The sequence below is a fragment of the Aquabacter sp. DMC10 genome, from assembly GCF_056314145.1.
The window spans coordinates 60,065-86,119 of sequence record NZ_JBQUYX010000008.1 but is presented as its reverse complement, the minus strand read 5'-3'; the positions used below and the strand labels follow the sequence as shown (position 1 = coordinate 86,119).

Sequence of the window (26,055 nt, the reverse complement as noted above, 5' to 3'; positions counted from 1 at the left end):
TATAGCAGCAAGGGCGGCGCCCCGCATTGGCAGGTCAGAAGCGGCTCAGAAGATCGGAGCGGAAGGAGGCGTCCAGGCGCCGCATGAAGCCTTCGGCGCAGCACATGTGCTCATGCATGATCTGCCCGGCCTTCTGCGCGTCATTGGCCCTGAGCGCGGCCAGGAGCTGCCTGTGGCTGGCGATGTTCTCGTCCCCGAACCGCTCGTGCTCCGTCATGCTGGAGGAGCGGAAGCTCACGAGGTCCCGCAGCATGGCGTTCAGGAAGCGGCACATGAAGACGAGGATGACATTGTCGCACGCCTCGCACAGGATGTCGTGAAACTCGGTCTCCGCGGCGCGAACAAGCGACCGTGCGGCGCGTTGATTGGCCTCCTCGCACAGGGTGATGTTCTCTTCCAACCGCCGGTACTGGTCCTCGGTCAGCTTGCCGATGACATTTTCGACCAGGATGACTTCCAGCACCTTGCGCAATTCATAGACGTGCTTGAAATCCACGGTCTGGAAATGGAGATACTGGCGCAGCTGCTGCATTACGATGTCGATGGACGAGCTCTGCACCTCCGGCCCGCCATTGGGGCCGGAGACCATGCGCACCAGCCCTTCCACCTCCAGGGCCTTGAGCGCCTCGCGAATGGTGCCCTTGGAGCAGGCATAGCGCTCCATGAGGGCGCGCTCATTGGGCAGACGATCGCCGGGCTGGAGGCTGTCGCGGGCGATCTGCCGGCGCACGTCTTCGGCAACCTGGTCGGACAGTTTGATGCGCGGCAGTTTCCTGACATCCGTGCCGGATGAAGTGCGCCCGCCGCTCATCTGTTCATGCTTCCCAATTCAAGTCCCCGTCGAGGGGATATATGGGGCGCTTCACCTTTTTGAAAGCAAACAAACCATAGTCGGATGCGGTGACCCCGTTACCGGCGCATTCCACCACCTCCGCACACAGCGGCTCGAAGACCGGCCGGCAATACATGCGTGACTTCAACAGAAGGAAGCGTGCGGGGAGCGGGTCGATGCCGAGGCAGGAGAATACCCCGAGGTCCAGGGGCTCGTGAGGCTGCTCGCACACCACGATGATGGCCTGCTCGGTCTCGAAGGCCGCCGCGCGGCCCATGGAGAGCATCTGGCCCGTATAGATGGGGCCGGTGACGGTGTAGCTGCCGGCGCTCAGCGCCCGAACGCGGCCGGTGAGGCGCAAGGGCGGCCGGGGGGCGGGCAGGCCTTCGGCCGGCGTCTTGTTGCCCAGCTCCAGGGTAAGGGTTGCGCCCTCTCCCGCCGCGAAGAGGGTGGCCACCGCCTGCCGGTCTGCGATGGGGCCCACCGCGATGCCGGTTTCCCCGGTGGCGAGCAGGGCCTCCAGCACGTCCATGGAATCGCACGGGCCGCCGGAGTTGCAATTGTCGCTGTGGTCGAGGAGGAGGACCGGCTGGCCGTGCCCTGCCGCCTCCCGCGCGCGCGCCACCGAAGCGGGGAGCGGCTCCTGGTCATAGACGAAGGCCGCCCGCTTCTCCCAGGCCGCGCGGCCGATCTCGTCGGCGACCGTCCGGGCAAGGTCCGGCGTATCCGCCACCGTGACAATCGACACGCCCGTCTCCGCCAGATCCGCGATGGGGAAACCGCCGAACACGGTGACCGCCTGCACGCCCGGTCGCGCTTCGGCCGCGCGGGCGAGGGCGATGAGGTCCGCCATGGCCCCGGGCACCGTGGTGTTCATGCACAAGGTGGCGGCGAGCATGGGCGGGTGGCACAGCGCCATGGCGGGGCGGGGCGCCCCGTTCAGCAGCGGCGCCATCAGCCGCACCACATGTTCGCCGGTCTCCACCATGTCCACGTGGGGATAGGTCTTGAAGCCGACGATGACGTCGCAGTGGTCCAGCAGGCGCTGGGTGATGTTGCCGTGCAGGTCCAGGGCGACGCCGATGGGCGTATGGGGGGCCGCGCGCCGCACGCGGGCGACCAGCTCGCCTTCCGCGTCATCATGGCCACGCGTGACCATGGCGCCATGCAGGTCCAGAAGGATACCGTCGCACCCCTCAGCCACCGCAGCCAGGATGGCGTCCGCCATGGCATCGAAGGTGGCGTCGTCGGCGGGGCCAGAGGGGTCCGCATGGGCGATCAGCGGCACGCGCGTCTCGGCGCCCAGGCGACGTGCGAAGGCGGCGAAGGCGCCGAGGGCCGTCGGGTGGCCCTGCGCGGCAGTGCGGGCCGCCTCTCCCCAGAGCGGCCGGAAGGCCGAAAGCGGCGTCGGGACCGGGGAGAAGGTGTTGGTCTCGTGATTGAGCCGGGCCAGGACGAGGCGCATCAGGCGGCTCCCTTGACCGGCTGGGCGGCAGCGGTGCGGCGGTCATAGTCGAGCACCGCGCCGAGCAGCACCTGCGCCCCCGCGTGGCACTGCGCCTTAGAGGTGAACTCGGCGGGATTGTGGCTCAGCCCCTTTTCCGAGGGCACGAAGATCATGGTGGTGGGTGCCACCGCCGCCACATGGGCGGCGTCATGCCCGGCACCAGAGATGATGTCGCGCATGGGCAGGCCCGCCGCCTGCGCCGCGCGCCGCACGCTGGCGATGAGATCAGGATGGAAAGCCACCGCCGGCACCCGCGAAATGGGGCGCAGGTCGAAGGTGAGGTCGAGCTCGGCCACCACTTTCTCGATCAGCGCCTTGACCTCCGCCTCCAGGGGATCAAGCACGGCGTCGTCATGATGCCGCAGGTCCACGGTGGCGCGTACCTTGCTGGCGATGACATTGTGCGAATTGGGCGTGATGTCCAGGAAGCCGATGCTGCCCACCGCGTCGGGATAGGTCTTGGCGATGCGGTCGATGCCGTCGATGATGCGCGCCATGCCCAGCAGCGCGTTGCGGCGCATGCCCATGGGGGTGGACCCGGTATGGGCGGCGGTGCCGTTCACCTCCAGGTCGAACCAGCGCATGCCCTGCACGCCCTTCACCACGCCGATGGCGGCGCCTTCCGCCTCCAGGATCGGGCCTTGTTCGATGTGAAGCTCGAACATGGCGCCGATCTTCACCGCGCCAGCCTTTTCCTGGCCGCGATAGCCGATGGCCTCCAACGCGGCGGCGAAGCTCTCACCGGTCACGTCCTCCCGGCTGTCGCAATATTCGCGGCTATAGGCGCCGGCATAGCAGCCCGAGCCCAGCATGGCCGGTGCAAAGCGGGAGCCTTCCTCATTGGTCCAGTTGGCGATCATCAAGGGCGCCTCGGTGCGGTAGTCCGCTTCATCCAGCGTGCGCACCACTTCCAGCGCGGCGAGGACGCCGAGCACGCCGTCGAACTTTCCGCCCGTGGGCTGGGTGTCCAGGTGGCTGCCCATGGCGATGGGGGCAAGATCGGCCCGGCGGCCGGGGCGGGTGGCGAACATGTTGCCCACCTCGTCCACGAGGATGGTCATGCCGAGGCTTTGGCACTCACCTGAAAACCAGTCGCGCGCAGCCTTGTCTTCGTCGCTCAAGGTCAGCCGGGCAATGCCGCCATCCGGTGTGCCACCCATGCGGGCGGTGTCCATCAGGGCTTCCCAGAGGCGGTCGCCGTTCACATTCAGGTTGGACATTCTCTTCTCGCTTCCCGCTCAGGCGGCCTTGACGCCCAGATAGCGGTCGATGATGGACGTATCGGTGCGGAATTCCCGGGCGCTGGCCTCGTGCGCGATGCGGCCCAGTTCCAGGATGTAGTGCCGGTCTGCCAGCTGACCGCAGACCGCCAGGTTCTGCTCCACGAGGAGGATGGGCACGCCGGCGTCGCGGATCTTGCGGATCTGGTCGACGATCTCCTCCACGATGATGGGCGCAAGGCCCTCCACGGGCTCGTCCAGCATCAGCACTTTCGGCCCGCCGAGCAGCGCGCGGGCGATGGACAGCATCTGCTGTTCGCCGCCGGACAGCTGGCCGCCGCCATTGCGGGACCGCTCTTTCAGGCGGGGGAAGATGCGATAGATGTCAGCCAGCCCCCAGCGGGCGCCCTTGCGCTGGGCGATGCGCAGGTTTTCCTCCACCGAGAGCAGGTGGAAGATGCCGCGGTCCTCCGGCACCAAAGACAGGCCGGCGTTGGCGATCCTGTAGGCGGGTCGTCCGGTGACATCCTGGCCCCCCAGCTCCACCCGTCCGCGTGCAGGGGTGATGAGGCCCACGATGGATTTCAGCGTGGTGCTCTTGCCCGCCCCGTTGCGCCCGAGCAGCGTGACGATTTCGCCCTCGCGCACCTCCAGGGAGACGCCGTGCAGAATGTGGCTCTTGCCGTAGAAGGAATGGATCTCGTCGACCCTCAGGGCCGGTGTCATGCCATGTCCCCCGTAATCATGTTGCCGAGATAGGCGCGCTGCACTTCCGGGTCGGCACGGACCACGGCCGGCGGCCCCTCCACCAGCTTGCGGCCGAGGCGCATGACGGTGACGGTGTCCGAGATGTTCATGACGATGCCCATATTGTGCTCGATGAACAGCACCGTATGGTCGCGGCCCAAATCCCGGATCAGCGCCTTCATGTCCTCGATGTCGTCGATGCCCATGCCGGACGTGGGCTCGTCCAGGAGGATGAGCTTGGGACGGGCCGCCATGGCCATGCCCACTTCCAGACGCCGCTGCTGGCCGTGGGAGAGCTCGCCAGCCAGTCGGTTCGCGACGCCGGTCAGCGCAAGGCGGCCGAGCACATAGTCCACCGTTTCCAGGGCTGCGGCGTTGGCCTCGGCCCGCCCCCAGGGCAGCAAGGCCGGCCAGGGGGTGCGGCCCTGGCTGGCGAGACGCAGGTTCTCGCGCACGGCGAGGTTCGGGAACAGGCTGGTAACTTGGAAGGAGCGGGCAATTCCGGCGCGCACCCGGTCATCGTCCGAGGTATCGGTGATGTCCCGGCCTTCCATCAGGATGCGTCCGGCGGACGCCCGCACCCGGCCGGTGAGGGCATGGAAGAGGGTGGTCTTCCCCGCCCCGTTGGGGCCGATGATGGAGTGGACGGAGTTCTTTCGGATGGTCAGGTCCACCCCGGCGAGCGCCACGAACTTGCCATAGGTGATGCCGAGGCCCCGGGTCTCCAGGGTGATGTCCGGGCTGGCATTCGAGGTCTCAGACATGACCACCCTCCCGCGCGTCCTTGTCCGCCGTCTTGCGGCTCGTGAGGGCGGCGCTGGCCTTCTCAACCAAGCCCCAGAGGCCGCGCTGCATGAACAGCGCCACCACGATGAGCGCGAGACCCAGCAGCAGGAGCCAGCGTGGCCAGATGGTGGAGAGCGCATCTGCCATCAGCAGGAAGAAGCCCGCCCCCAGCACCGAGCCGAACAGGCTCGACGTGCCGCCGATGATGGTCATGATGAGGATCTGCTCGCTGGTGTGGTACTCGATGTTGGACAAGGGGGCGACGCCGATCAGCATGGCGTGGAGCGCACCGCCGAAGGCGGTCACCGCGCCGGAAATGGCGAAGGCCTGGGTCTTGAAGACCTTGGTGGGAAAGCCGATGGCGGCGGCGCGCGGCTCGTTCTCGCGGATGGCCAGCAAGGTCCGCCCGAAGGTGGATTGGGTGACCACCAGCAGCAGGCCGAACACGGCCACGAAACACACCGCCACGAAGGCATAATAGGACCAGGGATCGTTCAGCACGCCGCCTATGTTCGGGCGCGGCACATCGAGGATGCCATTGTCGCCGCCGGTCAGGTCACTGAACGTATAGGCCAGGAAGTAGAAGAGCTGGGAGAAGGCCAGCGTCAACATCACGAAATAGACGCCCTGCCGGCGGATGGAGAGCCAGCCCACAGCGGCGGCCAGGACGGCCCCGAGCACCGTGGCGCCCACCAGCACGACCGGCACCGCAAGGCCGTAACGCGTCAGTCCCACGCCGGCGAAATAGGTGCCCAGCCCGAAGAAGATGCCCTGGCCGAAGGACAGGAGCCCGGTATAGCCGAGCAGCAGATTGCAGGCGGCCACCACGATGGCGAAGATGAGCACTTCGCTCGCCAATATGCCGGAGGACAGGCAGAGGGGAAGGGCGAGGGCCACCGCGACGGCGAGGCCGAATTGAACGAGAGGGCGATCGACCACGTTCATCTCATGCCCTCCCCAGGAGGCCACGGGGACGCAGGGCAATGACCAGCGCCATGGCCACATAGATCATCAGCCGCGCGCCTTCGGGCCACAGCGTCGTCATGAGGCTCTGGATGACGCCCACGAGGATGCCGGCCACCAGTGCGCCCGTGTAGCTGCCCATGCCGCCGATCACGACCACCACGAAGGCAATGGCCAGCGCCTCCGCGCCCATGAAGGGCTCGACGCCGCGGATGGGCGCAGCGAGCGCTCCGGCCAAGCCTGCCAAGCCCGCGCCGAAGCCGAACACCGCGGTGTTGATGCGCAGCGTGTCATAGCCGAGCAGGGCCATGTTGGAATGGGATTCAGACCCGGCCCGCACGACGGCGCCGAGGCGCGTGCCTTCCAGCAGCCACCACAGCAGGCCCGCCAGGACGGCGGTGAAGCCGATGGTGAAGAGGCGGTATTCCGGATAGACGAAATTGCCCAGGATCACCACGCCCTGAAGGCCTTCGGGCGCCGGCACGCTTCCCCCGAGCGGACCCCACAAGATGATCGTGACCTCCTGCACCACCAGCGCGAGGCCCACCGTCACCAGGATGTGGAAGGAGTGGGGGAGGTTGTAGATGCGCCGCAGGAGCAGCACTTCCACCAGGGCCGCAAGGCCCGCGACGATGAGCGTCGCAATGGGCATGGCGAGCCAGAAATCGAACCCGCGCGAGACCAGGTCATAGGTGAGATAGGCGCCCAGCAAATAGAAGGCGCCGTGGGCGAAGTTGACGAACTGGAGCAGCCCGAAAATGACGCTCAATCCCACCGCCAGCAGGAAGTAGAGCATCCCGAGGCCGACGCCGTTCAGGATCTGGAACAGATAGATCAAGCGACACTCCCGATCGCCAGGGACAGCCCGCCGCAGGCGCGTCACTACCGCCCCGGCGCCGGCTAGGCGGTCCAGGAGACCTTGCCGGCGTGTCGGCCCATGACGCGAAATGCGGAGCGGGATCCGCCCGGCGTGCGGGCGGATCAATGGCTGGAGGACGGGCGTCCCCGTCCGGACAGCGTCAGGCGGGCATCTTGCAGCCGGCCTGCTCGGGCGAGAGGAAGGATTTGCCAGAGCTCAGGATCTCGGCGAAATCGTCCTTGTCCGTCATGGCGCTCTTCGCCTTGCCCTTCAGCAGATAATAGTCCTTGATCACCTGGTGATCTGCGGCGCGGATTTCCTCGGGGCCTGTCGGGCCTTCGTAGCTCAGCCCCTCCAGCGCCTTGGCCACCGCCGGGCCGTCGGTGGATCCCGCCTTCACGGCGCCGTCCAGCAGCAGCTTTGAGCAGATATAGGAGCCCACGAACGAGTAGTTCGGGCTCGAGCCATACTTCTCGCGCACCTTCGGCACGATGTCGCGATTAAAGGCGGTGTCGGCCGTGTGCCAATACTGGGCACCGAAATAGATGCCCTCGCATAGGTCCGCGCCCAGCGCCTCGAACTGCTCGAGACCGGAGGCCCAGGCCACCAGGATCGCCATGCGCTTCTTCATCCCAAAGCTCAGGGCCTGGCGCAGCGTGTCGGAAGACTGCGAGCCGAAGTTCAAAAGAAGGAGAACATCCGGCTGGGCGGCCATGGCGTTGGTGAGATAGCCGGAGAATTCCTTGTCGGTCAGCGAGTGGTAGCTGTTGCCCACATGCTGGATGCCCTTCTCGGCGAAGATGTCCTTGGCGGCCTTCAGGAGGCCCTCGCCGAAGACATATTGGGGCGTGATCGTGTACCACTTCTTGGCATTGGGCAGCAGGTTGATGAGCGGCCGCACGGTCTGGTTGATGGCGCCATAGGTGGGCACGGACCAGCGGAAGGTGGCGCGGTTGCAATCGACGCCCGTGATCTCGTCCGCCCCGGCCGTGGTCATGAACGCGCCCTGACCGCGATCCACTTCCTTGCCCATGGCGAGGGACTCGGAGGACAGGATGCCGCCGGCGAACAGCTTCACGCCATTCTGCGCCATGGCGTCCTGCACCTTGCGTACGGCGACCGCCGGCTTGCCCTCGGTGTCGAGATCGAGCGTGGAGACCTGCTTGCCGCTCGCCTTGGAGACAGCTTCGGCCGCCATCTGGGCGCCCATGGTGGCGTACTTGCCGTTGGCGGCATAGGCGCCAGAGATTGGCACGGGAACGCCGATGCGCAAGGGCTCGTCCGCCGCTAAGACGCGGCGCGACAAGCCCGGCGCGGCAACCGCCGCCGCCGCCAGACCCGTGGTGACAAGGAATTGCCTGCGATCCATCTCCGGTCCCTTTCTGTGAAGGTTCATTCTTCTATTCATCATATTTATGCGTATAGATCGGATAGAGGCAAGCGCATTCTGGCGCGCACTCATCGCCCCCTCGCCTGGGCGAGATGCAGGCCGGATCAGGGGAGAAGGCGTGCAAACGGCGGGGGTGAAGGGCCGAGGCGGCGCCTCGGTTGGTGCCGCGAGCGCCTGCGTCGCGCCGTGTCAGGCGCGGGGCGGCGGAAAGCCGTAGAGCTCCGCAGGGTTTGTGACGAGGATGCGGTGCCGGTCTTCAGGGGAGACAAAATCGAGCCCGTCCGCCAGATCCACGTCATCCGGCATGCCGCTCCACAATTCCGTATGCGGCCAGTCGGTGGCCCACAGAAGGCGATCGGAGCGGCAGGCGAGAAGGGCGGCCATGAAGGGTTTGAGATCCGCATAAGGCGGCCCCTGCCGCGACACCCGATAGGGCGCCGACATCTTCACCCAAAAGGCGCCGGTCTCCATGAGTCGGAGCACGGCGTGGAAGCGCGGGTCGTCGATGGGCCAGCGTGGGTCGAGAAAGCCGAAATGGTCGAGCACCAGGGGCACGGGGCATGTCGCGGCCAGCTGCTTCAGTTCGAGGCCGCCACGCAGTTCGATCTGCAGCTGAATGTGCCAGCCGAGCGGGGCGATGCGCCGGGCGAGGCGCACGGCATCCTCCAGCGAAAGGCCACCAGGATTGCGCCGGTTGATGCGGATGCCACGCACGCCTGCGCCATCCATGTCCCGCAAGGTGGCGTCGCATGTTTCGGGATCAACCACCACAATTCCGCGCAAGCGGTCCGGCCGCCGGGCGAGGGCGTGCAGAAGCGCGGCATTGTCGGTGCCATAGACACTGGGCTGAACCACAACCGCCCGCTCGATGCCCAGCGCCTGCATCACCTTTTCATAATCCTCCAGCGTCACCGGCACGGGCGTGTAGCCACGCTGCGGGCTGAGCGGGAAGCGCTCCGCCGGCCCGAACACATGCATGTGGGTGTCGCAAGTGCCGGCCGGGAGCTTGCGCCCGCCGGCCCCGCGCGGGGCGAGCGGGGGCAAGCACAGGCGCGGTTCTGCCGTCATTCCTTCGCGCCGGGGTGGCGCACCAGGAAGTCGAAATCGCATCCTTCGTCCGCCTGGAGAACGCTCTGCTGGAAGAGCCGCGCATAGCCCCGTTCCGGCAAGGCGCGGGGCGGTATCAGGGCAAGCCCCGCGCGGCGGCGCTCCAGCTCGTCCTCCTGCACCAGCAGGTCGATGCTGCGTCCTTTCACGTCGAGCCGGATCATGTCGCCGCTTTGCACCAGGGCGAGCGGGCCGCCAATGGCGGACTCAGGGGTGATGTGCAGAACGATTGTGCCGAAGGCGGTGCCGCTCATGCGGGCATCCGAGATGCGCACCATGTCCTTCACGCCCTGCCGGCCGAGCTTTTTCGGGATCGGCAGATAGCCCGCCTCCGGCATGCCGGGCGCCCCCTTGGGGCCAGTGTTGCGCAGGACAAGGACGTCGTCCGCGGTCACGTCCAGATCGGGATCATCGATGCGGGCGGCCATGTCCACCACCGATTCAAACACCACCGCGCGGCCCGTGTGCTGGAGCAGCCGCTCGGTGGCTGCCGCCTGCTTCAGGATGGCGCCGCCGGGGGCCAGGTTCCCCCGCAGCACCACCATGGAGCCTTCCCGCTTGATGGGGGCGGAGCGATCGCGGATGACATCTTGCCCGGGCACGTCCTCAGCCTTGGCAACCACGTCCCGCAGCGTGCCGCCGGCCACGGTTGGGGTGTCGAGGTCGATCAGTTCTCCCAACTGCTTCAATAGCTTGGGGACGCCACCCGCATGGTGGAAGTGCTCCATGTAATGGGCGCCGGAGGGCTTGAGATCCACCAGCACCGGGACATCGCGGCCGATCTCGTCCAGGGTCGCCAGTGACAAGGCGTGGGGCGTCCGGTTGGCGATGGCGGAGAGATGGATGATGCCATTGGTGGAGCCTCCGATGGCCTGCATGACCACCATGGCATTGCGGAAGGCGGCGGGGGTGAGCAGCTCGCTCGGGCGTGGGCCGTCTTCCACCGCAAGCCGCGCCGCCACCTTCCCGCTCGCCTCGGCAAGGCGCACGCGCTCCGCATGGGGGGCGGGAATGGTGGCACTCATGGGCAAGGACAGGCCGAGCGTCTCGGTGATGCAGGCCATGGTGCTGGCGGTGCCCATGACCATGCAGGTGCCCACCGAAGGCGCGAGCCGGCCGTTGACGGTGTCAATCTCGGCCTCGTCGATCTCCCCCGCCCGGTGCGCGCTCCAGAGCCGCCGACAATCGGTGCAGGCGCCCAGCACCTCGCCGCGATGGTGGCCCACCACCATGGGCCCGACCGGTACGACAACCGTCGGCAGGTCCACGCTCGCCGCCGCCATGATCTGCGCCGGCAAGGTCTTGTCGCAGCCGCCGATCACCACCACCGCGTCCATGGGCTGGGCGCGGATCATCTCTTCCGTATCCATGGCCATGAGGTTGCGCAGGAACATGGAGGTGGGGTGCGCGAAGCTCTCATGGATGGAGATGGTGGGGAACACCATGGGCATGGCGCCCGCCAGCATCACGCCGCGCTTCACCGCCTCGATGAGCTGGGGCGCGTTGCCGTGGCAGGGATTGTAGTCGGAATAGGTGTTGGTGATGCCGACGATGGGCCGGTCGAGGGCATCATCGGAATAGCCCATGGCCTTGATGAATGCCTTGCGCAGGAACAGCGCGAAGCCGTCGTCGCCATAACTCGTCAAGCCTTTTCGCAGTCCTCGGGCCATTCGCGCCTTCCTCGTGTCGATCATCGCCGACCTGGAGGGGAACAATCCGCGTGCATGGGAAAATTGTCAATAATGAATGGCCGGGTATCAGGATCTGCCGCCAAAAAATGCGCATGATCCGGAATCATTATTGACAATTTAGGCCTCCATCCTCAGTCTCCCGGCAAAGCCCAGACATAACGGGCAAGACGGGAGCGACGCGGATGAGGAGCATTCAAGGCGTGGGTGCGGCGGTCATTCTGGCCACTGCCATGGGCTGGGCGGGCCATGCCGCCGCCGAGCCGACCGAAATCACCATGTGGAGCAACTGGCCGGACGAGCCCGCCAAGAAGGAATGGGTGACGGCGCGCGTCAAGGATTTCGAGGCCGCAAACAAACAGTGCACGGTGAAGCTGAGTTTCATCCCCAAGGCCGACATCTACACCCAGGCCAAGTCCGCCGTGCGCACCGGGCAGGCGCCCGACATCTTCTACATGGAGCCGGACCAGCCGGAATTCCTGGCCGGCGGCTTCCTTGAGCCCCTCGACGGTTACATCGACCTCAATGGTCTTGAAGACTGGGCAAAACCGGCCTGGACCTCAAAGGGCAAGGTCTATGGCGTGCCGGTGGAGGCTTATACGGTCGAGCTTTACTATAACAGGGACCTTGTCAAGAAAGTCGGCGTGGACGTGCCGGCTTCCTTCCAGCTCACGCAGGCCCAGTTCCTGGATCTCGTGAAGAAGGGCGTCGCTGCGGGCATCACTCCGGTGTCGCAAGGCGTGGGCGATCGCCCCTTTCCCGGTGGTCAGCTGCTGTTCGAGTCGCTGCTGCGCAAGCTCGGGCCGGACGATTATAAGAAGCTCTTGAGTGGCGAATTGTCCTTCAAGGATCCCCGGGTCCAGGAGGTGATGACCTGGGTGAAGGAACTGGTGGATGCCGGCGCCTATCCCAAGAGCTTCTCGACCCTGAAGCTCGGCGAGTCCCACTTCTACTTCTACAATACGCCGGGCGCGCTGACCTTCCCCGATCCCAGCTGGTTCACGGGGCGCGCCTTTGCGCCGCCGGAGAAAGGCGGCATGCCCGCGGGCTTTCCGCTCGGCATCATGAAGTTCCCCGCCATGGACAAGGGCGATTGCCCGAACTGCAAGACGCTGGCGGTGGCCGGCAGTTTCGTGATGTATTCCAAGGGCAAGAACAAGGATTGTGCCGGCGCCCTACTGAAGTCCATGGCCACGGCCGAGAATGGCACGAAGTGGATCAGCGAAGTCTCGCTCCAGAGCGGCCTCAAGTCCGATCCCACCAAGATCGTCAGCCCGCACAAGGCCTATTTCGACGAGCTGAACGCGCGAAACAAGGACGTGACCTACTTCTTCGGCACGCCGCTGCTCTATTACAGGGCCAAGTGCGCCGAAACCTATGTGCAGGTCATGAACAATGCCTTCCCCGCCGGCCTCATCAGCGTCGCCGATGCGGCGGACAAGATGGATGCCGCCTGCCTGAAGAAGTGAGCGATGCCCGACGTTCTCTCCTTGCAGACCTCGGCCAAGAGCGGGGAGGCGAAAGCCTCCTCGCGGGCCACCCTCGCCGATCCCCGGCGCGCCACGCGGCTTGTTCTGGCCATCTTTCTCGGACCGGGGCTCCTGGTCTATTGCGGGCTGACGGCCTATCCGGCGTTCCGCACCATCTATGACAGCTTCTTCACCATCGAAGGGCTGGACGCCACTTTCGTGGGACTTGCAAATTATCGTGACCTGATGGGCGACGAGACCTTCTGGGTCGCGGTGCGCAATACGTTCATCTGGTCTTTCGTGGCGCCAATACTGGACGTTGCGACCGGCCTTCTGCTGGCGCTTGCCCTTTATGCCGGCGTGCCGTTTGCCCGTTTCCTGCGGGTGGCGTGGTTCACGCCCGTGCTCCTGTCCTATGTGGTGGTCGCGATCCTGTGGATGTGGATCTACAATTATGACTGGGGCATCCTGAATGTGATGCTGCGGGCTGTGGGCCTCGGCGCGCTTGCCTCGTCCTGGCTGGGCGATCCCAACCTCGCGCTCGGCTCGGTCATCGTGACCCATGCCTGGAAATGGGCCGGCTTCAACATGGTGGTGTGCCTCGCCGCCATCCACTCCCTGCCCAAGGAAGTGCTGGAGGCCGCCGACCTCGACAATTGCGGCTGGGGCGCGAAGCTGCGCTACATCATCATTCCCATGCTGCGGCCCACACTGCTGAGCCTCTACATCCTCTCTTTCATCGGCAAGATGAAGGTGTTCGACCTGGTCTGGATCATGACGCAGGGCGGGCCGCTCTGGGCCACCGAGACCGTCTCCACCTACGTCTACAAGCGCGCCTTCAACTGGAACACCTTCGACCTCGGCTATCCCTCGGCCATTGCGACGGTGTGGTTCCTGGTGGTGTGCGCCTCGGTCATCATCCTCAACCGCGTGCTCGGCTCGCGTGAGCGCCTGGAGTATTGAGATGTCCGCATCCCACGCCGTCCGGGAGGGCAGGGCGCCCCTGCCGCGCCTGTTCTCGCGGGGCATTCTCGGCCTCGTGCTGGCGATCTACACCATCTACCAGCTCGGCCCCTTCCTGTGGCTCGCCACCATGTCCGTGCGCACCACGGCGGAGATCAGCGCCGATCCTTATGCCTTTCCGACCCGCTTCCATTTCGACCAGTTCCGCACCGCCTGGGTGGATTCCGCCTTCGCGACCTATTTCTGGAATTCAGCCCTTGTGGTGGTGGGCGCGGTGGCCGTGGTGACCCTCATCGGCGCGGCGGCGGCCCATGCGCTCGCGCGCTATCGATTCCGGGGCAACCGGCTGATCTATGGGGTGCTGTTCTCCTCCATCATCTTCCCACCGCAGATCACGCTGATCTCGCTCTACCAGATCCTGGTCGAGTATAATCTCTACAATAGCCTGTTCGGGCTGGCGCTGGTCTATGTCTCCCTTCAATTGCCGCTGACGGTCTACCTGCTGGAAGGCTTCTTCGCCCGCATCCCGCAGGACCTGTTCGACGCCGCCAAGATGGATGGCTATGGTGACCTGGAGATCTTCTGGCGCATCGTCCTGCCCGTGGGCATGCCGGCCATCGCCACGACCTTGATCTTGAACTTCATCCAGCTTTGGAATGAGTTCCTGTTTGCGGTGGTGCTCATCACCGATCCCGACAAGCGCACCTTGCCCATCGGCATCCGCGCTTTCATGGGCGACCATTTCCAGGACATCGGCATGATCGCCACGGGCGTCATGATCTCGGTCATCCCGGTCATCGTCGCCTACGTCTTCTTCTCCGAAAAGCTGATCCGCGGCATGACCGCCGGCGCGATCAAGTGAGGCTGCCATGGCCGTCGTGAAACTGGACAAGATCGTCAAGCGCTATGGGCTGGTTGGCCCGACCGTGGTGGAGAATGTGGACCTGACCATCGCGGATGGCGAGTTCATGGTGCTGCTGGGCCCCTCCGGCTGCGGCAAGTCCACGACGCTGCGCATGATTGCGGGGCTGGAGACCATTTCGGGGGGCACCCTCTCCATCAATGACAGGGTGGTCAATGACGTGCCGGCCAAGGATCGGGACATCGCCATGGTGTTCCAGTCCTATGCGCTCTATCCGCATATGAGCGTCGCCGAGAACCTCGCCTTCGGCCTGCGCCGACGCTCCTTTCCCGCGGCCGAGGTGGAGCGGCGGGTGGCGGAGGTGGCGACCTTGCTCGGCCTGTCGCCGCTGCTTTCCCGCAAGCCCAGCGCCCTTTCCGGCGGTCAACGCCAGCGCGTGGCGCTGGGGCGGGCCATGGTGCGCGAGCCGCAGGTGTTCCTGTTCGACGAGCCGCTCTCCAACTTGGACGCGGCCCTGCGCGTGAACACCCGCAGCGAGATCATCAAGCAGCATCATCGCCTGGGCTCCACCATGATCTATGTTACCCACGACCAGGTGGAAGCCATGACCATGGGCACGCGCATCTGCGTCATGAATGCCGGCAAGGTGGCGCAGATTGGCGCGCCGCTGGAGGTCTATTGGCAGCCGACCAACACCTTCGTCGCCCGCTTCCTCGGCTCGCCGCCCATGAATCTGATGACCGCCCGCATCGCCGCCAGCACGGGCCGGGCGCAAAGCGCGGCCCTCAATGTTCCGCTCATCCGTTGGAGCGATGCCACCCTTAATGTCCACGAAGGGCGCGAGGGCGTCATTGGCGTGCGCGCCGAGGACATGATGATCGATCCGGCGGGACTGGAAGGTGCGCCCTACGGCACGGTGAGTGGGCGCACCATCGCCGTGGAGCCGTTGGGCGCCGAGACCTTGCTGCTGCTGGAGCTGCCCGGCGGTGGCGAGATCACCGCCCGCCTGCCGCGCCATGTGACTTCCGTGCCTGACGAAGCGGTCACCCTCTACTTCCGCGCCGATGCTGCCTATCTCTTCGACGGCCAGACCGGCGATGCCGTTCCCATGCGGGAGGGCGGAGCGGCCGCGGTGCGCGCGGCAGTGCAGCGGAGGACCCATTGATGAGCGAGCCCCTGAAGGTCGGCCTCATCGGCGCGGGCTGGGTGACGCAGCACCATCTGAAGGGCTGGGCGACCATGCCGGAGGCCGCGCAGGTGGTGGCCATCGCCGATCCCTCCCTGGAGCGGGCCCGCGAACGCGCGGCTGCCTTCGGCATTCCCGCCGTGTTCGAGAGCGCCGAGGCGATGCTGGCCGCCGGCGGGATCGATGCGGTGGATATCGCCGCGCCCAGGGCGGTGCATGCGGATCTGGTGCGGCTCGCGGCGGACCATGGCCTGCCCATCCTGTGCCAGAAGCCATTGGCGCCGACGCTGGCGGAAGCCGAAGTGCTGATTGCCCATATCGGCGGTCGCGTGCGCCTCATGGTGCATGAGAACTGGCGCTTCCGAGCCTATTACCGCCAGGCCGCCGAATGGCTCCACGCGGGCCGCCTCGGCACCGTGCGCGCGGCGCATCTCTCCCTCGTCACCTCCGGCACCGTGCCGGATGCAGAGGGCCGGCTCATGGCGCTGGAGCGCCAGCCCTTCATGCGCACGGAGCGGCGCATGCTGGTGGCGGAGGTGCTCATCCACCATCTCGATACGCTGCGCATGCTGCTGGGTCCCCTTCAGGTGAAAGCCGCGGCGCTCAGCCGCACGTGCCCGGACATGGCCGGCGAGGATGGCGCTGTGATCCAGATGGAGACCGCCTCCGGCGCTGGCGTGTCCATCTTCGCCACCTTCGCCGCCTATGGCGCGCCAGCCCAGCAGGCCGACCGGCTCCTGGTGATCGGCGACGAGGGAACGCTGCGCCTGGAGGGAACGGATCTCGCCCTCATCGGCCCTCGGCCCGAACAGCGCGGCTATGACCATGAGGCCACCTATGCCGGCTCCTACGCCGCCGCCATCGCCCATTTCATCACGGGCCTGAAGAGCGGTGCGCCTTTTGAGACCGGGGCCCTGGACAATCTTGAAACCTTGCGGCTGGTGGAGGATTGCTACCGCCTTTCGGGATTCGAGACGCGCAACGGATCTGCCACATGAGCGAGCCATCCCTCTCTCCGTCGCGGGCGGACGAGCAGGCGGACGTCCTGCGCCGCCTGGAGGACGACATCATTTTCGGCCGCCTCGCGCCGGGTGCGCGCCTGGTCGAGGACAATCTGATGGCCCGCTATGGCGCCTCGCGCCATTATATCCGCCAGGCCCTGGTGCAGCTGGAGCGCACCGGCGTCGTGCGGCGCGAGAAGAATGTGGGCGCCACCGTCTGCTCCTATTCCGCGCAGGAAGTCGCCCAGATCTACCAGGTGCGGGAGATGCTGACGCGCCAGGCGGCGCTGTCCATTCCGCTGCCGGCGCCGCCGGACTTCATCGCCCGCCTCAAGGCCATCCAGGCGGATTATTGCCGGCACGCGGAAGCCGGCAATCTGCGCGGCATCCACGAAACCAACGACTTGTTCCACCTGACCCTGTTCTCCGGCTGCGGAAACCCCTATCTGGTGCGCACCCTGCAGGACTATATGGGATTGACCCTGCCCATGCGCGCCAAGAACCTCGCCGACCGGGACGGCCTCGAACTTTCCCGCCGCCAGCACGACATCATGATCGAGCTGCTGCAGGGCACGGACCATTGGGCGCTGGCGCAGCTGTGCGTCGACCACATGCAATACAGCAAGGCGGATTATTTGGAGCGCACGGCGAGCGGACCCGCCAATGGTCCGCTCCGGCCCGCCGATTGAGGCGGGGCGCCGCCCACTCTTTTCACGAAGGACGTGTCTCATGGATCTTGGATTGAACGGCAAGGTGGCGCTGGTGCACGGCGCCGGTGGCGGCCTGGGCGGCGCCATGGCGAAGGCGCTGGCGGCGGAAGGCGCGCGGGTTGCGGTCGCCGGCCGCACGCTGGCCAATGTGGAGCGCACGGTGGCGGCCATCACCGAGGCCGGCGGCACCGCGCTCGCCCTGCAATGGGATCTCGCCGACCTCTCCGTCATCGAGGGCCAGTTCAAGGCCATCGAGGACAAGCTCGGGCCGGTGGACGTGCTGGTCAACAATACCGGCGGCCCGCCGCCGACCACCGCCGCCGGACAGTCGCCGGACCTGTGGGCCAAGAGCTTCCAGCAGATGGTCCTCTCGGTCATCGCCATCACCGACCGCGCCTTGCCCGGCATGCGCGCCCGCAAGTGGGGGCGTGTCATCACCTCCACCTCGTCCGGCGTGGTCTCGCCTATTCCCAATCTCGGCATTTCCAACGCGCTGCGCCTGTCGCTGGTGGGCTGGTCGAAGACGCTGGCCCGCGAAGTGGCGCGGGACGGCATCACGGCCAACATCGTGCTGCCCGGCCGCGTCGCCACCGATCGCATCACCTTCCTGGACGAGCAGAAGGCCAAGCGCGAGGGCCGGACGGTGGAAGAAGTGGCCGCCGAGAGCAATGCCGCCATTCCCATGGGCCGGTATGGCGATCCCACCGAATATGGCGACGTGGTCGCGTTCCTCGCCAGCACCCGCGCCTCGTATCTCACCGGCTCCGTCATCCGCGTGGATGGCGGGCTGATCGCCAGCATCTGAAGGTGACTGCAATGGCTCTGACCGCCGAGGCCGCCGGCCTCTTCCCCATCGCCCCGACGCCCTTCCTGCCGGACGGCCGCATCGATGTGGCCTCCGTCGACACGCTCATGGAGCGCTATCTGGCCGCCGGGGCCACCGGCGTGACCGTGCTCGGCATCATGGGCGAGGCGCCCAAGCTGGAGCCGGACGAGTCCCTCGACATCGCCTCCCGCTTCGTGACCGGAATGGCCGGCTTGCCGGTGATTGTCGGCGTGTCCGCCCCCGGCTTTGCCGCCATGCGCTCGCTCGCCCGGGCGGTGATGGACAAGGGCGCCGCCGGTGTGATGATCGCGCCCGTGCCCTCGCTGCGCACCGACGACCAGATCCTGACCTATTATCGCCAGGCCATCGAAGCCATCGGCGATGACATCCCCTTCGTGATCCAGGATTATCCGCTCACTCTCTCGGTGCAGATGACGCCGAAGGTGATCCGCCAGATCGTTCAGGATCATCCCTCCTGCGTGATGCTGAAGCACGAGGACTGGCCTGGCCTCGACAAGATCTCCACCTTGCGCGGCTTCCAGAAGGACGGGTCGCTGCGGCCCATCTCCATCCTCACCGGCAATGGCGGCCTGTTCCTGGACTTCGAGATGGAGCGCGGCGCCGATGGTGCCATGACCGGCTATGCCTTCCCGGAGATGCTGGCCGATGTGGTCCGCCTCCAGAAGGAAGGCGAGCGGGATGCGGCGCACGATCTGTTCGACGCGCACCTGCCGCTGCTGCGCTACGAGCAGCAGCAGGGCGTTGGCCTTGCCGTGCGCAAATACGTCCTGATGCGGCGCGGCTTCATCGCCTCCGACGCCCAGCGCAAGCCCGGCGGCACGCTCAATGCCGCCGCCCGCGCCGAGGTGGACTATCTGCTGGAGCGACTGGCCCACAAGGACGCCCGCGCCCGGCTGTGACAGGGCAGGGCGGCTCAGCGCCGCCCCGCTTCCTTCGGGGGAAGCGACCGGACGAAAGACAGCGCGGCGACCAGCAGCCGCCGCGCGAAATCCTCATCGGAAAAGGCGTCGGGCGAGACGCGGATCCAGCCCGACATGGGCCGGCCCTGCATCACCATGGGCTGAACGCCCTCGGCCTCCAGCGCCCAGGCCTCATTGCCCTTGCCGAGGCGCAGCAGCACGCCATCGGTTCGCGCGCCGCACAGGAGGTTGCCGTCGATGAGCCAGGCCCAGCCGCCGAACATGGGGCCTTGCGTGAGCCCAGCCTCGCCCGCGACCAGATCCCCCACCACTTCCTCCAGTCCCCTGTCCCGAGCCATTGCCGCCTCCGCACCCCGTCCGGCGCATGGTGACGCATCGACGGCCGGGGATCACGGCGTTCTTTCACCCCGCTGTTGCTACTCAGCCGCGACCGGACCCGGGTTCGGCTATCTTGCGATGCTGCTCGGCCAATGTGCCGGCGGGCATGACATTGGCGAGGGCCGCCTGCATGCGGTTTTTCCACCCCGCCACCACATCGCCCTCGCCAGACATCATGGCGTCGAAGCCGGCGCGGGCGACGTCCTGCGGGCGGTCCTTCTTGTCCTGGCCGACCTGGGTGTCCATGAGGTGCGCCCGCGCGAAGAACTCGGTCTGGGTTGGCCCGGGCATCAGGCAAGTGACGGTGACGCCGCTGTCCTTCAGTTCATTGCGCAAGGCCCAGGAGAAGGAGTCGATGAAGGCTTTGGTGCCATTATAGACCGCCTGGAAGGCGCCCGGCATGAAGCCGGCGATGGAGCCGGTGATGAGGATGCGGCCGAAGCCTTGCGCCCGCATTCCATTGCCGAGGCGATGCAGCAGATAGAGCGTGCCGGTGACATTGGTGTCCACCACATGCCGGGCAGCCGCGAAGTCCTGGTCCAGGAAGGCCTTGCCAAGCCCGTGGCCGGCATTGGCGCACAGGATCGCGACGGGCTTGCCGGTCCGCTCCACGTCGGCGCAGAGCCGGTCGACCCCTTCCGTCGTCGAGAGGTCGACCTGCACAGCATGGACGGCAACGCCCGTGCCCTTCAGTGCCGCCGCCGCGCTCTCGATGCCCGGCTCGTCGGCGGCAATGACGAGATCATGGCCTTGGGCGGCGCAGAGCTGGGCCAGCTCGTAGCCGATGCCGGAGGAGGCGCCGGTGACGACGGCAAGGCCGGGTGCGGCCGGACGCGACTTCGCCATGGAGGTTCCTGTCATGGCTTGAGCACCACCTTGATGCAGCCGTCCGCCTTGTCGCGGAAGGTGCGGTAAAGATCCGGCCCGTCCTCAAGCTTCGCCTCGTGGGTGATGACAAAGGAGGGGTCGAAGGTGCCGTCTTCGATCAGCTTCAGGAGGCGCGGCAGATAGCGCTGCACGGGCGTCTGGGCCATGCGGAAGGTCAGGCCGCGATTGATGGCCGAGCCCATGGGGATCTTGTCCAGGAAGCCGCCATAGACGCCGACGATGGAGACCACGCCGAAGTTCCGGCAGCACTGAATGGCCTGGCGCAGCACATGGGGCCGGTCCGTCCCCGTGAAGGTCGCCACCTTGATCCGGTCGATGCGGGCATAGAGGGAAGAGGAGGCGTCCGCCTCCGTGCCCACCGCATCGATGCAGGCATCCGCGCCGCGCCCGTGGGTGAGGTCGCGGATGCGCTCGTAAATGTCCTCTTCCAGGAAATCGAGGGTCTCCGCGCCGCCGGCCCGTGCCAATGCAAGGCGCTCGGGCACGGTATCGATGGCGATCACCCGCTCGGCGCCCAGCAGGAAGGCGCTGCGGATGGCCATCTGGCCCACAGGTCCGCAGCCCCAGATAGCGATGGTCTCGCCGCCTTTGATGTCGCAGAATTCCGCGCCCATATAGCCGGTGGGGAAGATGTCCGAGAGGAACAGCACCTGCTCGTCGGTGAGGCCCTCCGGCACCTTGATGGGGCCGGAATCGGCGAAGGGCACGCGCAGATATTCCGCCTGCCCGCCCGAATAGCCGCCCAGCATGTGCGAGTAGCCGAACAGGCCGGCGGGCGAATAGCCCCACATCTTCTCGGCCATCTGGTGGTTGGGGTTGGAGCGCTCGCAGCCCGAATAGAAGCCGCGCTGGCAGAAGAAGCAGTGGCCGCAGGCGATGGTGAAGGGCACCACCACCCGGTCGCCCACCTTCAGCGCGCTGTTGCCCGTGCCCACCTCCACCACCTCGCCCATGGTCTCGTGGCCGAGCACGTCGCCATGCTCCATGGAGGGGATGACCCCGTCATAGATGTGCACGTCCGAGCCGCAAATGGCGCAGGCGGTGACCTTGATGATGGCGTCGCGCGGATCCTCGATGCGCGGATCGGGCACCTCCTCGCAGCGGATGTTGCCTTTGCCCTGAAAGGTCAGCGCCTTCATGTGCGTCTCCGAAGCTGCGGGGGTCGCCCGCGCTGCGGCTGCTCGATAGGGCGCGGCGGGGTGCCTCAGGAACCGCCCGTCTCGCCACTTGTTCCTCCGGCCGCGCTTGCCGATCTCTGGTGGGCCGCCAAGGTCAGGCTCGCGGAACGGGCGCCCCGAGCCGAGGTTGTTCTTCAAGGGGTGTTCAGCGGGGCAGCAACCGGATGGGCCAGGCGTGTCTATGGAGACGGGGAGCGTCAGGCGTGCCCGCGCCGTGAGGTGGCTGCCCTGCGTGGCGCCCTGGCGGGCCTGCCGCCGGCGTCCAGCGGGCTGCGGCGCCAGGATGCGCTGACTGTTCTTTTCATCCGCGCCGCGGAGCTTGCCCAGGGCCTTGCGGATGACGCCTTCGCCCGATGGGGCGAGGATCGCGATGACGGGGTGGTTCCGCTTGGCCACGCCTTGGTGCGCGCGCTCGCCCGCCTCGCCCGGGCCTATGCCACCCGCCTCGCCCATGTGCTGGAGGCTGTGGCCGGCCATCCGCCCGCGGTGTGAGCCGTGCGCGGGCGCCGTCCCACGGACCCGGCGACCGGCCAAGCCGAAGCGGCACGTCCCACCCGCTGCCCGCATGGTTCCGGGAGAGGTCAGGGCTTCCGCCGGGAAGGCGAAGCCGTCTGCGGGATGATGAAGTGGCTGGGGGACCTGGATTCGAACCAGGATTAACGGAGTCAGAGGCGGGTTAGTCTCATTGAAAATATTCAACAAATTCTCAAATGGGGCGGAATCCATCTGGTGCCATATCAATGGCTTAGGGGCAAAATGCAAAGCCAGATTAGGCAACCACCCGCACCTTTCCGGCCGCCTTTTGCTTAGAGAAAATTTTCTACCCATACGATTCTTAGGTTGTGTCAAATTATTTTTTGTAACCCGTGATTGCGCGCTGCTGGGGCCGCCCTCATAATTCATTCTGCCAAGTGGGGGCGGACTATGAATAAGCCAGACGCTGCTACGTATATTGCTGATATGGCTGACCAATTGCGCATTATCGCGATGGCTCACCGGCTTGACCTGGAGGCATATCTCCTCGACATGGCAGCAATGTCGGCGAGGGGCTCGGCGGCCGCCTATGAGGATGTGCAGGTCGAGATGACCTCAGGCAACGTCGTGCCGCACGTTATTCACGGCGAGGTGCAGGCCACCGCCGGGTAGGTCCGGCGGGCGGGGCGTGTGCACCAGGTCCGGCAGCATGATGTGACAGACCGCCATCAATTTCGGCACCCGCCGCACCTTCCAGGGGCGCGGGTACCGGCAGCGGCGGCCGGCGATCTGGTCGAGCAGATCCTCCAGGCTGATGTCGGCGCCGAACCGCTCGGCCAAGCGCGCAAGCCGATAGCGGCCGCGCCGGCCGCAGAGGCCGCACTCGATCCGCACGACCACATAGGGATAATCGGCGAGGGTCTTAGGCGCATCCGTCATTGCCGGCGGGATGGCCTCCGGCGGCCCTTCAGGGCGGCCGCCCGCTCGCCGGTGAGGGCGCGTTCCAGTATCGCATTGGCGATGAGCAACGCGCGTATGGTGGCGCGCGCATCCCCGTCGCATGCGGCCAACGCCCGGTCGATGTCGCCAGGCGACACGTCAAAAATCTGGTCTGTCTGTCCCATGGCCTGCCTCCTTCGGCATATGGATTCCATGAGAACGAAAAGAGAACAAGCCGCTACATCTTGTGCGTCAGCGCGTCACGAGATGCAATGGCCGGAAGGCGGGAGGCTGGCACCATGGATATGAGCGAAGAGGATCGGGCCTTCGTCACCGAGACGGTGGAAACGCTTAAGCGGTTGATCCGGGAGGCCCCGGCGGCGACGCTTCACCACCCTCGGCTATCTCCTGGAGATGGCTCTTTTGGAAGCGCGGACGAAGCGCAACCACGACGTCTAAATTGCAGCGTCATGCTACATTTGTTCTTGTGGTTTTGCAGCGTCATGCTACATTCCCGTTGCAAGAAACGGTGAGGCGGCGCGGCGAGTAAGGTGCAAAAATGGAACGCTTGATCACATCAGAACAAGTCGAAACGTTCATGGCTGACATTAAGGCGGCAGTTGCAGCACATGAACTTTGCCTCGCCGCCCTCAATCCGTTGATGGAAACAGAGGCAGCAGATGCTGCAATGCGCATGCACGCTGCGGCAAGTCGGGAACTTGTTGCTTGGTGCCTCCCTGCTGCCCGCGAATTGAACCGCCTAGGCCCGCTCACACAGGCGCAGGCTCAGGCAAAGCTGTATCGCGGCGACCTATTCGACGGGCGATGCGAAACGTACCGCAATGAAGGGTTTGAATTTGAACCCGGAATGAATGAAGTGGACGCGACATCATTTAATGATGAGCAGGTTAGGCGTGTTGCATCTGCGGTGTCAGACCACGTTAAACGCTATGATTTTGCTAGCGCTGCTTTAGAGGTTATCTGCATCATAGTCGGGCGACTAATTGTCGGGCGCGCAGTTGAGACGCAGCGCCTTGGTGACGTGTACTGAGGCGTATAGTAAAATGGCACCAGAAACATTTCGCGCGTGGCGCAAATCAAAATACCGTTCTCAAACAGAGGCGGGGGCAGCGATCGGGAAAAGCAGGCACACAATCGCTCGCTACGAACAAAATGGCGTGCCAGCAGATGAGCACCGAACCATCGCCCTTGCAATGCAGGCCCTCAATCATGGGCTGAGGCCATTTGCAGATGAAGATCACTCCCCCAGCCTCCCCACATAGGGCGTTCCAGCCGGCTCACTCGCCACCGGCTGAATAGGCCGCCGCCCCCGTTGCTTGACCTCGTCGCGCAACGCCGCACTGCCATCCGCCACCAGGGTGGCCAGTTCCCCGAGCGAAAGGGGGAGCACTTCCGGCGGGCCGCCGGGGCGCAGGATGTGGAGGGCGACGCCGTCCGCGTCGGTGATGATCCGCTTGAAGATCACGCCGCCTCCTCCCCTTGCCAGGACACCCAGGTTTCCCCCGCCTGCGCCGGCGGGGCTTCCACCTTCACCGACCAGCGGGACGTGATTCCCCGCCGGGGGTGCACGAACCACAAGGGTTGTGACGGCTCGCTCGGCGGCGCCCGCAGGGCGTTCTTGGCGAACTCGTCGAACCCCTTGAGCGAGTTGGCGACGATGGCGCGCGGGAGCCACAATTCCTGATGCCAGTGGCCCATGATCAAGATGTCATAGTCGCGGCCGGCGCTCGCCGCCTGGCCCCGGGTTTTCACCTCGCCGCGCATGATCGGCCCGATGGAGCCGATGATGCCGTCGCCGCCTTTCACCCCCAGCATGTCGCCATGGAGGGCCAGATAGCGCTGGCCAAAGACGCGGTAGCGCACCTCATTCGCGCTCGGGATGTCGAACCGGATCTCGCGCCGCCCCTCGAAATGCCGGGCCAGGAGCTGATAGATCAGCCAGTCATAATTCTTGTAGACGTAGCGCTTGAACTCGGGCTTCAGGGTCGCGCGCCCATGGTTGCCGGAAGCGCATGGCACATAGACGTGCCCGAACTCGGCAATCATCCGCTCCAGCGCCCACACCAGGAGGTCGCGGCAGCGGAGCGCGGCGGGGATGCTCTCCTCCGCATCGGTCTTCGCCAGTTCCGCATGGAGCCCGCCAGAGACGAAATCCCCCAGCAGATTGACGACGATGCCAGGGTAGCGGCCGGGCCCGTGGTTCCGGCACAGATCGATGACCGAACCCACCAGGCGCTTTACCCGGGCCTCGGCAATCTCCAGGTCATAGCCGCCGAGGCCGGCGGTCTCGGCTGCGGAGACCGTCTCGCCCATATGCCAGTCCGACCAGATGGTGACCGGCACTTCCGCCGTGCGCTGGCCGCGCGGCTTGGAGGGGCGCACCAGCCAGTCGAGCGGTTCGGCCGGCGCCGCGCCCAGCGTGCCGAGAATGGCGCGCACGGCGTCTTCGTCCAGGCTTTCCCGGTGGGCGGCCTTCAGCTCGCGCCGGAGCCGCGCCACCTCGTCTTCCAGCGCCACGATGCGCTTGTCTGCCGCCGAACCGCCCAGGCGGTGCGGGCCGGGTTCGCCTGGTTGCTGAGCCGGCCTTTCGTCCGGGGCCGGGCCGGCGCCCTCCGCCCGCAGCGCCGCAGCGCGCCGGTTGGCGGTCTTGCGGTTGACGCCGACGCGCCGGGCCGCCTCCGCCGCGCTCACACCATCAGCCAACAGCGCGTCCAGCCGGGCCCGCTGGGCGGGCGTCATGTGCTTGCCTGTGCCGCTCATGGCCAAAGCCTCCGGAAGGCCGCGATCACGTCCGCCCAGAACGTGGTCAGCAGATACCAAAGGCCGCCGGCGAGCAGGGTCACGGCCGAGCCGGCGAGCGCCACCACCGCGCCCACCCGGTTGCGAAACAGCTCCAGGCCCTCGACGCGCTTTTCGAGCGTCGCGTCGCGCCCGTCGAGCCGCGCCTCCAGGCCATCGAGCTTGGCGAGCATGCGCCGACGATCATCGGAGGCCGTGTGGCGCTCCTCGGTAATCATGCGCTCGATGCCGTCGAGCCGCTGGGCCTGGGCGTCCTGCCGCGCGCCGATGGCGCCGAGCTTTTCCAGGGCCTGGGCGGTGAGGGAAGGGGGGCGCGTCATG

At 66.2% G+C, this 26,055-nt stretch carries 29 protein-coding genes; 11 read left to right on the top strand and 18 right to left on the bottom strand.

Going from position 1 to position 26,055, the window contains the following annotated elements; genetic code table 11:
* Positions 1 to 34 precede the first annotated feature (34 nt).
* The 10 genes from ACT54L_RS20040 to ACT54L_RS19995 all read right to left on the bottom strand — a co-directional run bounded on the left by ACT54L_RS20040 (position 35) and on the right by ACT54L_RS19995 (position 11,081).
* Positions 35 to 811: a FadR/GntR family transcriptional regulator gene (locus tag ACT54L_RS20040; RefSeq protein ID WP_476087399.1), complete on the bottom strand. Its 777-nt coding sequence runs from the start codon at positions 809 to 811 to the stop codon at positions 35 to 37.
* A 4-nt stretch (positions 812 to 815) separates the two neighbouring features.
* Positions 816 to 2,297 carry a M81 family metallopeptidase gene (locus ACT54L_RS20035; protein WP_476087398.1) on the bottom strand — a complete coding sequence of 494 codons (1,482 nt, stop codon included), beginning with the start codon at positions 2,295 to 2,297 and terminating at the stop codon, positions 816 to 818.
* On the bottom strand, positions 2,297 to 3,559 hold the full coding sequence (locus ACT54L_RS20030) for an allantoate amidohydrolase (protein ID WP_476087397.1): 1,263 nt from the start codon (positions 3,557 to 3,559) through the stop codon (positions 2,297 to 2,299). Before ACT54L_RS20030 ends, ACT54L_RS20035 begins: the two co-directional genes overlap by 1 nt.
* 18 nt (positions 3,560 to 3,577) lie before the next feature.
* Positions 3,578 to 4,285: an ABC transporter ATP-binding protein gene (locus ACT54L_RS20025; RefSeq protein ID WP_476087396.1), complete on the bottom strand. Its 708-nt coding sequence runs from the start codon at positions 4,283 to 4,285 to the stop codon at positions 3,578 to 3,580.
* Positions 4,282 to 5,070, bottom strand: a complete 789-nt coding sequence (locus tag ACT54L_RS20020) for an ABC transporter ATP-binding protein (RefSeq protein ID WP_476087395.1) — start codon at positions 5,068 to 5,070, stop codon at positions 4,282 to 4,284. Before ACT54L_RS20020 ends, ACT54L_RS20025 begins: the two co-directional genes overlap by 4 nt.
* A complete protein-coding gene (locus ACT54L_RS20015; protein ID WP_476087394.1) occupies positions 5,063 to 6,037 on the bottom strand; it encodes a branched-chain amino acid ABC transporter permease in 975 nt (324 codons plus the stop codon). Before ACT54L_RS20015 ends, ACT54L_RS20020 begins: the two co-directional genes overlap by 8 nt.
* A gap of 1 nt (position 6,038) precedes the next feature.
* Positions 6,039 to 6,893: a branched-chain amino acid ABC transporter permease gene (locus ACT54L_RS20010; RefSeq protein ID WP_476087393.1), complete on the bottom strand. Its 855-nt coding sequence runs from the start codon at positions 6,891 to 6,893 to the stop codon at positions 6,039 to 6,041.
* Positions 6,894 to 7,074: 181 nt separating this feature from the next.
* Positions 7,075 to 8,310, bottom strand: a complete 1,236-nt coding sequence (locus ACT54L_RS20005; protein WP_476087392.1) for an ABC transporter substrate-binding protein — start codon at positions 8,308 to 8,310, stop codon at positions 7,075 to 7,077.
* Between the two features lie 183 nt (positions 8,311 to 8,493).
* Positions 8,494 to 9,372 carry an amidohydrolase family protein gene (locus ACT54L_RS20000; RefSeq protein ID WP_476087391.1) on the bottom strand — a complete coding sequence of 293 codons (879 nt, stop codon included), beginning with the start codon at positions 9,370 to 9,372 and terminating at the stop codon, positions 8,494 to 8,496.
* On the bottom strand, positions 9,369 to 11,081 hold the full coding sequence (locus tag ACT54L_RS19995; RefSeq protein ID WP_476087390.1) for an IlvD/Edd family dehydratase: 1,713 nt from the start codon (positions 11,079 to 11,081) through the stop codon (positions 9,369 to 9,371). Before ACT54L_RS19995 ends, ACT54L_RS20000 begins: the two co-directional genes overlap by 4 nt.
* A gap of 203 nt (positions 11,082 to 11,284) precedes the next feature.
* Between ACT54L_RS19995 and ACT54L_RS19990 the strand changes: the two genes are divergently transcribed.
* The 8 genes from ACT54L_RS19990 to ACT54L_RS19955 are packed head-to-tail and all read left to right on the top strand — an operon-like array spanning position 11,285 to position 19,036.
* On the top strand, positions 11,285 to 12,568 hold the full coding sequence (locus ACT54L_RS19990) for an ABC transporter substrate-binding protein (protein WP_476087389.1): 1,284 nt from the start codon (positions 11,285 to 11,287) through the stop codon (positions 12,566 to 12,568).
* A gap of 3 nt (positions 12,569 to 12,571) precedes the next feature.
* The gene (locus tag ACT54L_RS19985) at positions 12,572 to 13,531 is read left to right on the top strand and encodes a carbohydrate ABC transporter permease (RefSeq protein ID WP_476087388.1); all 960 of its coding nucleotides are present in this window, start codon (positions 12,572 to 12,574) and stop codon (positions 13,529 to 13,531) included.
* A gap of 1 nt (position 13,532) precedes the next feature.
* Entirely contained in the window at positions 13,533 to 14,393 is an 861-nt protein-coding gene (locus tag ACT54L_RS19980) for a carbohydrate ABC transporter permease (protein ID WP_476087387.1), read from the top strand.
* Positions 14,394 to 14,400: 7 nt separating this feature from the next.
* A complete protein-coding gene (locus ACT54L_RS19975; RefSeq protein ID WP_476087386.1) occupies positions 14,401 to 15,558 on the top strand; it encodes an ABC transporter ATP-binding protein in 1,158 nt (385 codons plus the stop codon).
* A complete protein-coding gene (locus tag ACT54L_RS19970; RefSeq protein WP_476087385.1) occupies positions 15,558 to 16,577 on the top strand; it encodes a Gfo/Idh/MocA family protein in 1,020 nt (339 codons plus the stop codon). Before ACT54L_RS19975 ends, ACT54L_RS19970 begins: the two co-directional genes overlap by 1 nt.
* On the top strand, positions 16,574 to 17,269 hold the full coding sequence (locus ACT54L_RS19965; protein WP_476087384.1) for a GntR family transcriptional regulator: 696 nt from the start codon (positions 16,574 to 16,576) through the stop codon (positions 17,267 to 17,269). Before ACT54L_RS19970 ends, ACT54L_RS19965 begins: the two co-directional genes overlap by 4 nt.
* A gap of 40 nt (positions 17,270 to 17,309) precedes the next feature.
* Positions 17,310 to 18,095: an SDR family oxidoreductase gene (locus ACT54L_RS19960; RefSeq protein WP_476087382.1), complete on the top strand. Its 786-nt coding sequence runs from the start codon at positions 17,310 to 17,312 to the stop codon at positions 18,093 to 18,095.
* Positions 18,096 to 18,106: 11 nt separating this feature from the next.
* Entirely contained in the window at positions 18,107 to 19,036 is a 930-nt protein-coding gene (locus tag ACT54L_RS19955) for a dihydrodipicolinate synthase family protein (protein WP_476087381.1), read from the top strand.
* A gap of 14 nt (positions 19,037 to 19,050) precedes the next feature.
* Here the strand turns inward: ACT54L_RS19955 and ACT54L_RS19950 are convergent, their stop codons facing one another.
* From ACT54L_RS19950 to ACT54L_RS19940, 3 genes are all read right to left on the bottom strand, one after another.
* On the bottom strand, positions 19,051 to 19,395 hold the full coding sequence (locus tag ACT54L_RS19950; RefSeq protein WP_476087380.1) for a TfoX/Sxy family protein: 345 nt from the start codon (positions 19,393 to 19,395) through the stop codon (positions 19,051 to 19,053).
* A gap of 82 nt (positions 19,396 to 19,477) precedes the next feature.
* Positions 19,478 to 20,281 (bottom strand): SDR family NAD(P)-dependent oxidoreductase, encoded by an 804-nt coding sequence (locus ACT54L_RS19945; RefSeq protein ID WP_476087379.1) that lies wholly within the window; start codon positions 20,279 to 20,281, stop codon positions 19,478 to 19,480.
* An 11-nt stretch (positions 20,282 to 20,292) separates the two neighbouring features.
* On the bottom strand, positions 20,293 to 21,462 hold the full coding sequence (locus tag ACT54L_RS19940; protein WP_476087378.1) for a zinc-dependent alcohol dehydrogenase: 1,170 nt from the start codon (positions 21,460 to 21,462) through the stop codon (positions 20,293 to 20,295).
* Between the two features lie 258 nt (positions 21,463 to 21,720).
* On the opposite strand from ACT54L_RS19940, the gene ACT54L_RS19935 reads away from it, so the two are divergent.
* Positions 21,721 to 21,993: a hypothetical protein gene (locus ACT54L_RS19935; RefSeq protein ID WP_476087377.1), complete on the top strand. Its 273-nt coding sequence runs from the start codon at positions 21,721 to 21,723 to the stop codon at positions 21,991 to 21,993.
* A 597-nt stretch (positions 21,994 to 22,590) separates the two neighbouring features.
* Here ACT54L_RS19935 and ACT54L_RS19930 read toward each other — a convergent pair.
* Entirely contained in the window at positions 22,591 to 22,914 is a 324-nt protein-coding gene (locus ACT54L_RS19930) for a hypothetical protein (RefSeq protein ID WP_476087376.1), read from the bottom strand.
* Positions 22,911 to 23,099 carry a CUE domain-containing protein gene (locus ACT54L_RS19925; protein ID WP_476087375.1) on the bottom strand — a complete coding sequence of 63 codons (189 nt, stop codon included), beginning with the start codon at positions 23,097 to 23,099 and terminating at the stop codon, positions 22,911 to 22,913. The genes ACT54L_RS19930 and ACT54L_RS19925 overlap by 4 nt, the downstream gene beginning before the upstream one ends.
* A 374-nt stretch (positions 23,100 to 23,473) precedes the next feature.
* Between ACT54L_RS19925 and ACT54L_RS19920 the strand changes: the two genes are divergently transcribed.
* Both ACT54L_RS19920 and ACT54L_RS19915 read left to right on the top strand, forming a co-directional pair.
* Complete coding sequence (locus ACT54L_RS19920; RefSeq protein WP_476087374.1) at positions 23,474 to 23,965, top strand: hypothetical protein; 492 nt, start codon at positions 23,474 to 23,476, stop codon at positions 23,963 to 23,965.
* A 13-nt stretch (positions 23,966 to 23,978) separates the two neighbouring features.
* A complete protein-coding gene (locus ACT54L_RS19915) occupies positions 23,979 to 24,197 on the top strand; it encodes a helix-turn-helix domain-containing protein (protein ID WP_476087373.1) in 219 nt (72 codons plus the stop codon).
* Here ACT54L_RS19915 and ACT54L_RS19910 read toward each other — a convergent pair.
* From ACT54L_RS19910 to ACT54L_RS19900, 3 genes are read right to left on the bottom strand one after another with little or no spacing between them, the layout of a single operon-like run.
* On the bottom strand, positions 24,173 to 24,400 hold the full coding sequence (locus ACT54L_RS19910) for a hypothetical protein (protein WP_476087372.1): 228 nt from the start codon (positions 24,398 to 24,400) through the stop codon (positions 24,173 to 24,175). The two genes, ACT54L_RS19915 and ACT54L_RS19910, sit on opposite strands and share 25 nt — an antisense overlap.
* Positions 24,397 to 25,695 carry a hypothetical protein gene (locus ACT54L_RS19905; protein ID WP_476087371.1) on the bottom strand — a complete coding sequence of 433 codons (1,299 nt, stop codon included), beginning with the start codon at positions 25,693 to 25,695 and terminating at the stop codon, positions 24,397 to 24,399. Before ACT54L_RS19905 ends, ACT54L_RS19910 begins: the two co-directional genes overlap by 4 nt.
* On the bottom strand, positions 25,692 to 26,054 hold the full coding sequence (locus tag ACT54L_RS19900; protein ID WP_476087370.1) for a hypothetical protein: 363 nt from the start codon (positions 26,052 to 26,054) through the stop codon (positions 25,692 to 25,694). The genes ACT54L_RS19905 and ACT54L_RS19900 overlap by 4 nt, the downstream gene beginning before the upstream one ends.
* Position 26,055 lies beyond the last annotated feature (1 nt).